We start from the raw sequence: 12,366 nt of genomic DNA, 5'->3' as shown, positions 1-12,366 counted from the left end.
AATATGCAAGAATTTGGGTAGCTTGTTACTATAATTATACTAGATTGAGGGGTGGTTTTGTGGATAATAACTCATTAATATTGGAAAAGATTGAACAGTATCGTGATGAAATGATTATTTTAAGCAACGACCATGGGTTAACCTCTGAAATTGTCATAGAATCCAGCAAAAAACTGGATGACCTTCTAAATACGTATCAATACTGAATAAAAAATATACCTCATGCATTGGACATTTCATTTATAGGGAATGTCTTTTTTCATGGAATTTTAAACCGTAAAACAAACCCGTACCCATTTAATTACGGTACGGGCTTATTTTGTATGGTGGAGTTTTATTTCAATTTCTCACCAAATAATGAACCAATCAATCCGACCGCCATTGTTGCGGTTTTATTTTTATCATCAAGAATCGGGTTCACTTCCACAAATTCTGCTGACGTAATCAGATTGGATTCTTCCAGCATTTCCATTGCAAGATGGCTTTCCCTATAGGATAACCCGCCAATTACAGGTGTGCCCACACCAGGCGCTTCTTCCGGATCCAGTCCATCAAGGTCAAGGCTTAGATGAACACCATCCGTCCGTTCTCCCAAGTAGTCAATCGTCTCTGTCATCACTTTCGTCATACCCATACGATCAATTTCGTGCATCGAATAAACAATTATGCCCCGTTCTTGTATTAGTTCCTTTTCTCCCGGATCAAGCGAGCGTGCTCCAATAATCACAATATTTTCCGGCTTTATTTTAGGCTGATAGTCCAGAATGTCTGTCAGCTTTTCGTGGCCGATACCCAGACTCACGGCGAGTGGCATTCCATGAATATTGCCTGATGGTGATGTCTCGCCAGAATTCAAATCCCCATGTGCGTCATACCAAATCACACCAAGATTCTCATAATGCTTGGATATTCCCGCCAAACTTCCGATAGCGATGCTGTGGTCTCCACCAAGTACAAGCGGGAAACGGCTATTGTCAATTTCCTGATCAACCATCTCCGCCAGTTTTTGATTTCCTTCAGCAACCTGCTTTAGATTGCGCAGATTACCTTCCTGTTTTTCGTATTTACTGTCAGGACGTGAAATTGGCACGTCACCAAGATCGTTAATATTATATTTCAGGTTTTCCAGTGTTTCCACAACACCGGCATAGCGAATAGCACTGGGACCCATATCAACCCCGCGGCGGCTTTGGCCCAGATCCATCGGTACTCCAATTATCGATAAGTCTTTTTTCAATGTAAACGCCTCCTCTGCTTTACATTTTATCGAACAATTGCAACATGACTCAACTCAACAAAAATATGTATATATATTCATTCCTGGGCTGATTGCCTTTCCCGATACAACTAAAAAAAACGTCCAACTCAGGACGTCCTTTATTAAATCATTACCGCGCCGTCGGAACAAAGTGTAAGATCGAGCGGTTTTATTCCTGCTTTTTTCCATGCTTTCATCAATTCGTTAGCCTGCTCTTCGGAGGGCATAAAAGCAATACCGCAATCACCGCCACCTGCTCCGGATGGTTTTCCAGCACCACCATGCTTCTCCGCCAAATCACACAACACAGTCAATGCCGATGTTTCAATGTCCACTCCGGCGTTTTTGCCAACTACTGAAAGTGCTTGGCGATTCAGCCTGACCCCTTCAATGACCTTTGTCGCGTAATCATGTTGAACACCATCCAGAAAACTTCCGACTGCCTTCCCACTGTCGGAAAGGAATTGTTCGTACAATAATTCATTCGTATCTTTCAGTCTTCTGATCTTTTGGATAAGTGATGAGGTCGATGCAGGAGAACCAGTCCAGCCTATGCATATATGCAGGTTTTCCGGCAAACGGGTGGGACTCAACGAGAAATATGGCCAATCAGAACCTGCAAGTTCCGTTATCGTGCCGGCTTTATCATACGCATCCAGAAGCCAATCTGCTTGAAAAGAAGAATATTGCAGCATCCCCCCGTGAGATGATGCAGCAACATCAGCGCCGGAACCATTTCCCTGCGTAATGACATGGGAAATCGATGCAAGCTTAAAGATAAGTTGTTGGGATGCCTTTTGCGGCAAAAACTTTTTCAAAACAGCTGCAATGACGGCAGTTACCACTGCTGCACTTGATCCCAAGCCATATTTTTGGCCGCCGGTATCATCCAATTCACTCCGGACTTTCAGATGGAACGGCTCCACCAGAATATTATTTTCAGCTAAATAAGAATAAACTACTGTCATTGCATTTTCGACAAAGCGTACCCGATCATCATCCGTGCGTATCACAACATGTTTATCTGTCCAGGCCCATTCAATATCTGTCAGATCAAAATTATGTAAAGAAAGACGGTTATCTCCGCTTTGTTCCAAGGTGGCATAAACAAAACGGTCAACCGCCATGACCACGAGCTTCTGATATTTTTCAAGAACGGCAAATTCTCCTGCAATCATTAATTTCCCGGGTGTTTTGATAGTTATTGATTTAGACAAGATGTTTCAACCCCTAAAGATAGGATATTCCCTGGCCCGCTTTACTGGAAATCACATCATGAACACCAGGGATGTCACGGAGAGATTGCTTTAATATCTGCTCATTCTCCGGCAAATAAAGGACTTTCACATTCGGACCCGCATCAATTGTGAAATATGCGGGAATTCCATTTTCTCTTAGTTCCCGCACTGCATGCATAACAGCCATTGTCGTATCATGCCAATAAGAAAAAGGAGGATTTGCTCCCAAAGTAGTTGCATGCATCTTCAAACAGTTTGCTTCAGCAATTTTACCAACTTTTTCAAAATCCTTCGTTCGGATACCATCTTTGATCTGATCCATATCATGTGGAATACCGTCAATCCAGCTTGAATAAAACGCTGATGTGTCGACCGTGCGCTTCATTCCTTCACGGCTAAGTACTTTTTTCGCTTTTGAAGACAGAACTACCGCCGCTACACGAATGTCCCAATGGTCAGCCGGAGCAATCGGGACAGCGTATGAATCGGTACCATCAGCTTTGGAACCCTTTTCCCATTCAACAAAACCACCATAAATAGAGCGGCATGCTGAACCGGAACCTTGTCTTGTTAGACGGGAAAGCACTGTTTCGTCAACCGGTAATCCCAATGCCTTCACAGCAGCTGCTGCAAGTGCAGCAAATCCGGATGCAGATGATGCAAATCCGGCGGCAGTTGGTACATGGTTGGTCGAATTCACTGTTGCAAAAAAATTATCTTTTCCGGCGAAGCTTCGAATAAGATTCAGAAAGCCCGTTACACGATCAAATTGTCCATCAACAACCGCCTCACCATTCAAATAGAATTGATCTTTCGTCAATTCTGTCCTGAATTCAACGGAGGTAGTTGTATAAAATCCATCCAGCGTTAAGGAAAGGCTGCTATTCATAGGGAGAATCAATGATTCGTCCCGTTTTCCCCAATACTTGATCAAAGCAATATTTGTATGTGCCTTAGCTGTTGCTTTCATGCGTATCCCCTCACACCTGACTTCTTTTAATTATTTCGTAAAACAAATGGCCATACAGCATGGGCACCAAACTTTTTCAGTTTTTCAGCCAATTGTCTGGAATGCACTTCATTACGTGCTAACGCAATAATGCAGCCGCCATTTCCGCCACCGGTTAATTTTGCGCCCAATGCACCTTCCTGTCGTGCAAAATATATTAAACGGTTAAGACCGGCGTCACTAACACCAAGTGCTTCCAGTTCCCGTTGTGCTTCGTTTAGCATCTGTCCGAGCAGATGTTTGCTGGCAGTCTCCAGTGCATTTCTGGCCCGGTGTGTAATTTCCCCGATACGATCCAACTTGTTCTGAATACGCTTCGGTGCAGACCTTAACAGACTTGCCACGGATTCAACAGCTGAACGCGTATCGCCAACTCGTCCGGAATCCGCTACGATAAAGTGAAAATCACCTTTTGGATCAATAAAATTAATCGGCTCATCTTTTTCATACCAAACCGGTGACCCGGAAGTTATAGTTAACGTATCAATTCCACTTGGAACACCATGGGCATATGTTTCCGATATGTTTGACAGATTAAGCAAATCTTCCTCTGAATACCGCTCACCGAAGAAGTGAAATAGCGATTTAACAACTGCAATTGCGACTGAAGCACTTGAACCCAGTCCTTTACCAGGTGGAATCGATGATTTAATCCGGATCATAAAATCCTGGCACGGCAAATGCAGATGTTTCAACGTTTCTTTAATACACGTCACAAGCCCTTCCAGCATTTCGGGGGCAGATTCAATTGGACCAGTATAAAAAGAACTGTTCAATTGAACTGAACCCGGAACATAATCAACAATTGATTCCACACCGACCAATGGGAATGGGATGGCAATTGCGGGTTGCCCGTGTACAACTGCATGTTCACCGATTAAGATCAATTTACTATGAGCTATACCAATAGCTGTTTGTTCTGAAGTTGTTGCCTTTTCTGCACTCATTTTGTATACTCGTCCACCAATTCTTTAGCTTTTCCGACACGGATTTCCTTTTCATTAACCAATCGTTCAGCAATGATATCAATCATCTCCCCTGTAGCTCCTGCCGCGATTGCAACAGAACGAGAATGTAAAGCCATATGGCCTTTTTGAATCCCATCTGTCGCCAAGGCCTTAAGCGCTCCAAGATTCTGAGCAAGTCCAACAGTGACAATAACCTGTGCAAGTTCCCGGGCAGATTCCACACCTAAAATTTTCAATGCTATTTTGGCCATGGGATGCACCCTTATGGAACCTCCAACTGTACCAACTGACATCGGCAATTCCAGTTCACCAACAAGGTTGCCCATTTCATCTTTGGACCAAACCGTCATTGATCCATATTTTCCATATCTGGCAGCATGGGCATGTGCCCCTGCTTCAACGGCACGCCAATCATTGCCTGTCGCGATTACAACCGGATCAATACCATTCATGATCCCTTTATTATGTGTTACCGCTCTAAATGGATCAGATGCAGCAAATTCGTACGCATGGATTACACCGTCCCGCACTGCCTCACCGGAAAAATCACCTGTTGCAAGTAATTCAGGCGGAATAACGCAACGTGCTTTTGCCAGACACCTGTCCGGATAGTTGGACAGAATCCGCAAATAAACTTTGCCATCGGTTATTTTTTCAATAGTTGGAGCCAGTGACTCCACCATCGTATTAATAATATTCGCACCCATAGCATCACATGTGTTTACATAAATATGCAGGACAAGCATTTTTCCGTACGCTGAATCGGATTCCTCGTTTAATATCCTGACTTCCAAATCTTCCGCTCCACCGCCTCTGGCCATGAGACTGGGGTATGAAGCGTTTGCCGCATCGATCAAAGCATCTTTTTCACTCAAAACCGCTTCTTTGGCAGCAGAAAAATCAGGGCAGCCAACCACCTGAATCTGACCAATCATAACCCGTTCGGTTGATTCAGCGATGAATCCGCCCGCTTCTCTGACAATCTTGGCAATATGACTTGCTGAAGCGAGGATAGATGGTTCCTCTACCGCCATCGGGATTGTATATTCCTTATCATTAATTAGAAAATTCAGTCCTAACCCTAACGGAAGCGGAAAGGTTCCAATCACATTTTCTATCATTTTATCCGCAGTTTCAGTTGGCAGCGGCTCTTTGGAAAATAAAATATCCTGCTCTTTTTCCGAGAAACCTTCCATTGCAGTAAGCAATTCCCTGCGTTCCTCAACTGTCTTATTGTAAAAGCCAGGAATCCGGGAAGTCTTCATACCATCTCATCCTTTAGATTATCTTAAATTTATATATGTTCATGCAGTTATTGTATAGTAATAATTTACTGTATCTATTATGTAAAAAAACAGCTAAAAATGCAAATAAACAAGGTTGTTGGTAATCATAACGACCTTGTTTATCTACTATATCATATGTGTTATGTATTTCCGCCAAATTATTCAGCATGTAAAAGCCCGGTTTGAATAGTGAGCCATGGAGGATTCGAACCTCCGACCCTCTGATTAAAAGTCAGATGCTCTGCCGGCTGAGCTAATGGCTCATGTTATGAATGTCAGCTTTTCAAGGATGTTTGCAGTCAGCTAGCGGCTCACTCATTAAATTAATTCGTTATATCCGCATTTTTAAGTGGGTTACGACGACTTTAAATAAAAAGTTTTTTATACAAACATTAAAAAGGCTGGGCTGCTAGGATTCGAACCTAGGATACACGGGATCAAAACCCGATGCCTTACCGCTTGGCTACAGCCCATCAATTACTATAAATATGGTGGAGGGGGAGAGATTCGAACTCCCGAACCCTGAGGGAGCGGATTTACAGTCCGCCGCGTTTAGCCACTTCGCTACCCCTCCCAATGTATTCTAACCTGCAACAACGGTAATTATGCAAAAAAATGGTGCCGGCCAGAGGAATCGAACCCCCAACCTACTGATTACAAGTCAGTTGCTCTGCCAATTGAGCTAGACCGGCATTTTATGGAGTGAGACATATAACCAATGTATCCATGTATCTTACAGGAAAATGGTGGAGGATGCAGGGCTCGAACCTGCGACCCCCTGCTTGTAAGGCAGGTGCTCTCCCAGCTGAGCTAATCCTCCGGAATCCTTAATGCAAAAAATAATGGTGACCCGTACGGGATTCGAACCCGTGTTACCGCCGTGAAAGGGCGGTGTCTTAACCACTTGACCAACGGGCCTAGCAATCATGTATAGCATATAAGTTCAAATTGTGTCAGAAACTGACGAATTACATTATATACAGATAAATGATATTTGTAAAGGGGTTTTTTATTTTTTTATTATTGCCTGGTTGAAATGACATCTATTTAGACCCTTTCTGCGATATTTTGCCGGAATTGGGTTCTTTTTTAATTTCTGTTTCTCCACGGCAACTTTCATCATATAATAAAGTGGTAGGGGGGGATTTAATGATTGATTGGTTTGTGGGGGTGGACGGAAAACCATTTGTTGCATTTGGACCAAGTCATCTTGTGATGCTGATCATCTATTTTTTGGGACTTATTCTTTTTTTCATCTCATTTACTAAAATCCGGGAAAGTCGTACCATCTATAATATTCTGCGTTGGACGCTGTTTGGAATACTTATCTTTTCCGAAATTACCTATCAAATTTGGGCAGCGGTTAATGGCTTGTGGAATCCCAGGGAACATCTGCCGCTGCATCTGTGCGGAATAACAGGGATTACAGGGGCCATTGCCCTTTGGAATCATAATAAGAAGTTAATTCGTATCACATTTTTCTTCGGACTGATACCCGCTTTCCTTGCAATTGTTACACCTGAATTACCTTTTGATTTCCCGCACTTTCGTTATTGGAAATTCTTCATCCATCATATTTTTATTTCCTGGATCGGCTTATTTTTAGTCGTTGCCAATTATACGGAAATAACATTCAAATCAATGCTGGAAAGCTACGGATATATATTGCTTTATGCCTGTTTAATCGGCTATATCGTAAATCCATTACTGGACTCCAATTATCTTTACCTGTCACACACACCGACAGCCAGTACGCCATTGGATTTATTGGGCAGCGGTTTTATCTACTACTTCACCCTTTGCCTGTTGGCTCTAATTGTATTTTTCATTCAATATAAAATATATCATTTCTTCACCCACGGTAAACAAACACCCAAATAGCAAGAGGGTGTTTGTTTACTAAGAATACATAATTGCTACCACCCATACAATAACGATAACCGGAAGTGATACATACAATGATTGCCATATCGCCATCTTTTGCCTTTTTATTAAGAAAAAAGCTACAAACAATTCCATTATGGTCACGATGACAGCCAGAATAAAGAGTAAATTCATGTGGTACCCCCCTTTCCTTTCAAGTTTACACATTTCCAACATTTTATGAAACAACAAAAAGCGACTAAATCCCTGTAGAATCTAATCGCTTTTACACGTATCTATTTTACCAACACGCTCGTAGTTTGTTTGCCAGGATGGTGTTCGGGAAGTGAATCACCTGCTCCAAACAAATTATCCCGGAGTGAGGTTCCGTTGTAATCACGTTTTACCAATCCTCTATCCTGTAAAATCGGAATCACCAGTTCAACAAAATCTTTAAAGGTCCCTGGTGTGATTGCGTATGCAATATTAAATCCATCTACTCCTGTTTCATCTATCCATTCCTCAAGCTGATCAGCAATTTGTTCTGGTGAGCCGGTGATAAATCCGCTCATCCCGCCAATCCCAACAAAATCTTTTATCTCCCCAACCGTCCATTGTTTCGTCGGATCGATACTTGTAAAACTTTCCAGAGCTGAACGAATCGAATCATTTTCAATATATTCAATAACCTGTGTCTCATCATAGTCGGAAAGGTCAATTCCCGTCCATCCACCGAACAAAGCCGCCGCACCTTCATGACTGACATACTGTTTATAGTCAGCCAGTTTTTGCTGTGCTTCCGCTTCTGTTTTTCCGACAATTGGTGTCAGCATCGTTAAAATTTTCACCTCATCCTGCGATCGGTTCGTTTTTGCAATATCCTCCCGCAGACGCCTAACTGTCTCTTTAGCAGCATTTTTAGTTGGCGGACCAATAAACACCAATTCAGCATGCTTTGAGGCAAATGCTCTTCCCTTTGGTGACGCACCAGCCTGATACAACACCGGTGTTCTCTGTTTGGATGGTTCAGATAAATGGGCACCCGGGACTTTATAATATTTTCCTTCATGCCTGATATCATGAACCTTATCCGGATCCGTATAGATGCCATTTCCTTTATCCAGCTGAACCGCATCCGCTTCCCAGCTCGCCTCCCACAGTTTGTAACAAACATCCACATATTCTTCTGCAATATCGTACCGTTCATCATGTTTAATCTGACCGGCCCTGCCCATGTTGACCGCTGCACTTTTCAAATAAGATGTAACTATATTCCAGCCGACACGTCCATTTGTTAAATGGTCTAACGTTGTCATCCGGCGGGCAAACAGATAAGGATGCTCATGTGTAACCGAAGATGTAACCCCAAATCCAAGATGATTCGTAACGGCGGCCATTAACGGAACAACCAGCAGCGGATCATTCACCGGCGCCTGGGCCCCTTGCCGGACAGCTGCATCCCTGGAACCTCGATAAACATCATATGTGCCAAGAACATCCGCGATAAACACCGCATCAAACCTTCCCTTCTCTAACAGCTTGGCAAGTTCAATCCAATAACTGCTGTCCTTATAACGATGTGACTCATCATCAGGATGTGTCCATAATCCCGGGGATTGATGCCCCGCACAATTCATATCAAATGCATTTAAAAAAATTCGTTTCTTCGTCATACAGTTACCCCTTTCTGTTTTAGATAGCTTAATTCCAAACAACTGTTCCTTTTACTAAATCCGCAAAATAGTATAACTGTTTCTCCGTCCGTTCCAAAATTGCATCTTCAATAATCGGATTGTTCCTATGTTTGTCAATTTGATCATCTAATAAATAAAGACCTTTCAGATTATGCCCTTTTAATGTCGCAAGCACGGGTTTTAATGTGTATTCAATTGCCAGCAAATGTGAAGCACTCCCACCGGTCATTACAGGAAGAACAGGTGTATGCTGCAGCACATCCCGCGGCAAAACATCCAATAATGCCTTCAGCACGCCTGAATAGGCTCCTTTGTACACAGGCGATCCAACGATAACACCACTGGCATTCCGAATCATCAATGCGATATCCCGGATAGCCGGGCTTTCCCAGTTTCCCGTAAAAAGATCTTCATATGGTAAATCTCTGACAGAGAGATGTGATACCGTAAAATGTTTTTGGATTAGCAAATCACCCATATACCTTAGTACACTATCCGATCTTGAAGCGGCAGAAGGACTGCCCGACAATACAACAATTTCACCCATAATGATCATCCTTTCCTCATAAAATTCATTTTAATGGTTTTGCCAAATTCTGTTAAAAAACCCCCTTTCCTTGGATAAGAAAAGAGGGTTGCTGACGGTTATTCGATTCCGCTCTTATCTCCCAAGAAATTAATCTTGCTGGATTTAGCACCATCCTGACAGTGTCAGAGGTTGCTGAAGCTTCACAGGGCCAGATCCCTCAGCTTCTCTTGATAAGATATTTTATTGTTGCAGTACATTATATTCCTATTAGTCTGATAAATCAAGTGGGTTTTTGAAAAAAGATGCAAATCAACATAAATTTCCCATCTATTGTTCATATAAAAGTCAAATGTCGTTAAATTTCTTCCCCATCTTCTTGTTCCGCAGTAAACGTCCAGTTAAGTTTCAGGGAGTCACCCTGGAATTGATTCTGATCCTCGCCATTATCCACAAATGAGATATCAACATAAAAATTTTCATAGTGGCCATTTTGATCCGCGGGAAGACCATCCCCACCAATCACATCAATGGGACCATCCCTTTTTAGTTGATTTAGAGTCGTTTTTGTGATGAGTTTCTTCCCTTTGCTTGTATTATAGAATAACTCTACCCGAATGTGCTTCCCAAAGTTCAACGTATTATCACCTTTGGCATCATTCACTTTATAGTCTGTATCCAACATTACTTTTGAGAAATTAAGTGTCCCGGTATTCTGAATACTAAATGACTGTTCCTGTGTGTCTCCCGGCTTTATGTTATCCAGATTAAAAATAACATTTTCATCATTTCCGGCAGGTTGGTTGAACGTTAATTCCATAGTTCCTGCCGCGAATGGTATTGTTGGTTTTTTCTGAATCGCTAAAATACACGTACGTTCCTCCCCCCGATAAGGCTGAGCCCAAGTGCAGCCGAAATGATCCCCATGCCCAATCGTATTATATGGTTAACCAGTCATTTCTGGTTGACCTATTTTTAATAGGTTTTATGCTTAAGGTAGCCGGGGTAGGACGATCTGGCCCGTGGGACACTGATCCCGTCCGTAATACTGTCCACCCCCTCCTTGTAGAAACATGTTTGAGGCTGGTTGGGACGCGATCCCGTATAAAAAGCGAAGCTATGAAACTACAAGTGATACAGGGGCGTACCGGCGAATCTAACAAAGGAGTAGTGATTACATATGGACCCTGTCATTGGCCTGGATGTAGCGAAAGGGGAAAGCCAGGTCCAAGCTTTTTTACAACGGATAATAGATGCCTTGGCTGAGACTTTTAACGAATATAAATTGGTCCGATCGGTTCCCGGAATCGGAAGAAAGATTGCTGCCACAATCATCTCCGAAATAGGGGGAACAGACCAATTTGAACGCCCTAAACAACTGGCTGCCTATGCAGGATTAGATCCAAGTGTTTTTGAGTCTGGAAAATATAAAGCATCAATCAACCGCATCACCAAAAGAGGGTCATCAAGATTGCGTCAGGCCCTTTATACAGCGGTGCAATGTGGTCGTACCAAAAACCGAAACAAGAAAATTATAGCCTTTTATGATCGTAAAAGAAACGAGGGCAAACCGCACAAAGTCGCAGTGATTACCAGTGCTAATAAACTCGTTCACTGGATCCAACGTCAGGAAGTTTTTGTAGATCAATCATAGAATCATTTTGATTTCACAATATTCCGATACCTTATTGAATATACGGTAAGGTTATTTGGTATGTCCAATTTAAGTGTAACATCTTTTTTTGTACTTTTTTACCTTAAAATATTGACAACTATTAGCTGGTATTACTGTTTTATACCCATGATGTTTTAGCTAGGCGAAAAAGACCGGAAGTTGACGGTTATGTCCGACCAGAAGTAGACTAATAGAGTGACCGAGGAAAAAACCTGAAGAAAGGAAAAGGACGTCCCCCATTAACGTGAAACTGCGGGAACAATTTCACTGGAGACGCCCACCAAAAAAACAATATATGGTAAGTATATCAGATTATACGTTGGTTGAGAAGAAGAATGAGCCTGGCGTTTTTTGTTAGGAGTGCGGAAATCAATCACTGTCCTTGTTGTGAAGGTCCTCTAATAGTGGCAGGTAGTCGGCGAAGAGTATGGTATAGACATTCCGGAGATAAAGCGAAACTTATTATACGTCGTCTTTTTTGTGAACGCTGTCATAAAATTCATCACGAACTACCAGATCTTCTAGTCCCCTACAAGCGTTATGGGACAGAAAGCATCGAACAGGTTCTGGATGATCAATTGATAGATGTACCGGCTGATGAATCGACATTGGGGCGCTGGCGTGAATGGTTTCGGAATTGGGGGCCTTATGCTGTGGGTTGTTTCAATTCTATTATCAGGCGCTTTCAATTGGATTTACCTGTGGGGAGCACGTCCGATCCTCCACGGACCGTGCTCCAAAGAATCGGACGCAATGGAGAATCATTCGTTGGATGGCTGGCGAAAGTTGTCCGTCCCATTGTAAATGTTCATTTATGGGTACAGACCCGTTCTGCATTCCTGTCCAAAC

13 protein-coding genes, 6 tRNA genes, 1 pseudogene and 1 riboswitch are annotated in these 12,366 nt (G+C 42.6%); of the genes and pseudogenes, 4 read left to right on the top strand and 16 right to left on the bottom strand.

The window, feature by feature from the left end:
• Positions 1–59: 59 nt before the first annotated feature.
• Positions 60–206, top strand: a complete 147-nt coding sequence (locus tag B1K71_RS00945; protein WP_245799116.1) for an aspartyl-phosphate phosphatase Spo0E family protein — start codon at positions 60–62, stop codon at positions 204–206.
• Positions 207–334: 128 nt separating this feature from the next.
• Here the strand turns inward: B1K71_RS00945 and rocF are convergent, their stop codons facing one another.
• The 11 genes from rocF to B1K71_RS00890 all read right to left on the bottom strand — a co-directional run bounded on the left by rocF (position 335) and on the right by B1K71_RS00890 (position 6,677).
• Positions 335–1,237, bottom strand: a complete 903-nt coding sequence (gene rocF, locus B1K71_RS00940; RefSeq protein ID WP_077324153.1) for an arginase — start codon at positions 1,235–1,237, stop codon at positions 335–337.
• Between the two features lie 143 nt (positions 1,238–1,380).
• Positions 1,381–2,475, bottom strand: coding sequence for a phosphomevalonate kinase (locus B1K71_RS00935; RefSeq protein ID WP_245799115.1), 1,095 nt, complete (start codon positions 2,473–2,475; stop codon positions 1,381–1,383).
• Positions 2,476–2,488: 13 nt separating this feature from the next.
• The gene (gene mvaD / locus B1K71_RS00930) at positions 2,489–3,466 is read right to left on the bottom strand and encodes a diphosphomevalonate decarboxylase (RefSeq protein WP_077324151.1); all 978 of its coding nucleotides are present in this window, start codon (positions 3,464–3,466) and stop codon (positions 2,489–2,491) included.
• Positions 3,467–3,492: 26 nt separating this feature from the next.
• Complete coding sequence (mvk, locus tag B1K71_RS00925; protein ID WP_077324150.1) at positions 3,493–4,452, bottom strand: mevalonate kinase; 960 nt, start codon at positions 4,450–4,452, stop codon at positions 3,493–3,495.
• Positions 4,449–5,738, bottom strand: a complete 1,290-nt coding sequence (locus B1K71_RS00920) for a hydroxymethylglutaryl-CoA reductase, degradative (protein WP_077324149.1) — start codon at positions 5,736–5,738, stop codon at positions 4,449–4,451. The genes mvk and B1K71_RS00920 overlap by 4 nt, the downstream gene beginning before the upstream one ends.
• A gap of 211 nt (positions 5,739–5,949) precedes the next feature.
• Positions 5,950–6,022, bottom strand: a tRNA-Lys gene (locus B1K71_RS00915).
• Positions 6,023–6,160: 138 nt separating this feature from the next.
• Positions 6,161–6,232 (bottom strand) — tRNA-Gln (locus B1K71_RS00910).
• 16 nt (positions 6,233–6,248) lie between these two features.
• Positions 6,249–6,333, bottom strand: a tRNA-Tyr gene (locus B1K71_RS00905).
• A gap of 42 nt (positions 6,334–6,375) precedes the next feature.
• A tRNA-Thr gene (locus B1K71_RS00900) sits at positions 6,376–6,451 on the bottom strand.
• Positions 6,452–6,503: 52 nt separating this feature from the next.
• Positions 6,504–6,579, bottom strand: a tRNA-Val gene (locus tag B1K71_RS00895).
• A gap of 23 nt (positions 6,580–6,602) precedes the next feature.
• Positions 6,603–6,677 (bottom strand) — tRNA-Glu (locus tag B1K71_RS00890).
• A 231-nt stretch (positions 6,678–6,908) separates the two neighbouring features.
• Between B1K71_RS00890 and B1K71_RS00885 the strand changes: the two genes are divergently transcribed.
• The gene (locus B1K71_RS00885; RefSeq protein ID WP_077324148.1) at positions 6,909–7,640 is read left to right on the top strand and encodes a YwaF family protein; all 732 of its coding nucleotides are present in this window, start codon (positions 6,909–6,911) and stop codon (positions 7,638–7,640) included.
• Positions 7,641–7,658: 18 nt separating this feature from the next.
• Here B1K71_RS00885 and B1K71_RS19735 read toward each other — a convergent pair whose 3' ends face one another.
• The 5 genes from B1K71_RS19735 to B1K71_RS20320 form a co-directional block, all read right to left on the bottom strand.
• Positions 7,659–7,817, bottom strand: coding sequence for a hypothetical protein (locus B1K71_RS19735; protein WP_175631790.1), 159 nt, complete (start codon positions 7,815–7,817; stop codon positions 7,659–7,661).
• A gap of 101 nt (positions 7,818–7,918) precedes the next feature.
• The gene (locus B1K71_RS00880) at positions 7,919–9,295 is read right to left on the bottom strand and encodes an LLM class flavin-dependent oxidoreductase (RefSeq protein ID WP_077324147.1); all 1,377 of its coding nucleotides are present in this window, start codon (positions 9,293–9,295) and stop codon (positions 7,919–7,921) included.
• Between the two features lie 28 nt (positions 9,296–9,323).
• The gene (gene ssuE, locus B1K71_RS00875; protein ID WP_077324146.1) at positions 9,324–9,863 is read right to left on the bottom strand and encodes an NADPH-dependent FMN reductase; all 540 of its coding nucleotides are present in this window, start codon (positions 9,861–9,863) and stop codon (positions 9,324–9,326) included.
• Positions 9,864–9,974: 111 nt separating this feature from the next.
• Positions 9,975–10,082, bottom strand: a riboswitch (SAM riboswitch).
• 118 nt (positions 10,083–10,200) lie between these two features.
• Entirely contained in the window at positions 10,201–10,662 is a 462-nt protein-coding gene (locus B1K71_RS00870; protein ID WP_342742100.1) for a TasA family protein, read from the bottom strand.
• Entirely contained in the window at positions 10,628–10,747 is a 120-nt protein-coding gene (locus tag B1K71_RS20320) for a TasA family protein (protein ID WP_342742099.1), read from the bottom strand. The genes B1K71_RS00870 and B1K71_RS20320 overlap by 35 nt, the downstream gene beginning before the upstream one ends.
• Positions 10,748–11,091: 344 nt before the next feature.
• On the opposite strand from B1K71_RS20320, the pseudogene B1K71_RS00865 reads away from it, so the two are divergent.
• A pseudogene (locus tag B1K71_RS00865) lies at positions 11,092–11,496 on the top strand (transposase); the annotation flags it as partial.
• Positions 11,497–11,921: 425 nt separating this feature from the next.
• Positions 11,922–12,366: DUF6431 domain-containing protein (locus tag B1K71_RS00860; protein ID WP_175631789.1), on the top strand; the 445-nt coding region annotated here is incomplete at its 3' end.

Source organism: Virgibacillus siamensis, from assembly GCF_900162695.1.
GTDB lineage: Bacteria > Bacillota > Bacilli > Bacillales > Amphibacillaceae > Lentibacillus > Lentibacillus siamensis_A.
This window is presented reverse-complemented; position numbering and strand designations above follow the sequence as displayed.

Excerpts from the sequence above, each read along its gene's own strand:
- mvaD (WP_077324151.1), bottom strand. The coding sequence starts at position 3,466 with ATGAAAGCAACAGCTAAGGCACATACAAATATTGCTTTGATCAAGTAT.
- mvk (WP_077324150.1), bottom strand. The coding sequence starts at position 4,452 with ATGAGTGCAGAAAAGGCAACAACTTCAGAACAAACAGCTATTGGTATA.
- B1K71_RS00920 (WP_077324149.1), bottom strand. The coding sequence starts at position 5,738 with ATGAAGACTTCCCGGATTCCTGGCTTTTACAATAAGACAGTTGAGGAA.
- B1K71_RS00885 (WP_077324148.1), top strand. The coding sequence starts at position 6,909 with ATGATTGATTGGTTTGTGGGGGTGGACGGAAAACCATTTGTTGCATTT.
- B1K71_RS19735 (WP_175631790.1), bottom strand. The coding sequence starts at position 7,817 with ATGAATTTACTCTTTATTCTGGCTGTCATCGTGACCATAATGGAATTG.
- B1K71_RS00880 (WP_077324147.1), bottom strand. The coding sequence starts at position 9,295 with ATGACGAAGAAACGAATTTTTTTAAATGCATTTGATATGAATTGTGCG.
- ssuE (WP_077324146.1), bottom strand. The coding sequence starts at position 9,863 with ATGGGTGAAATTGTTGTATTGTCGGGCAGTCCTTCTGCCGCTTCAAGA.
- B1K71_RS00870 (WP_342742100.1), bottom strand. The coding sequence starts at position 10,662 with ATGGAATTAACGTTCAACCAACCTGCCGGAAATGATGAAAATGTTATT.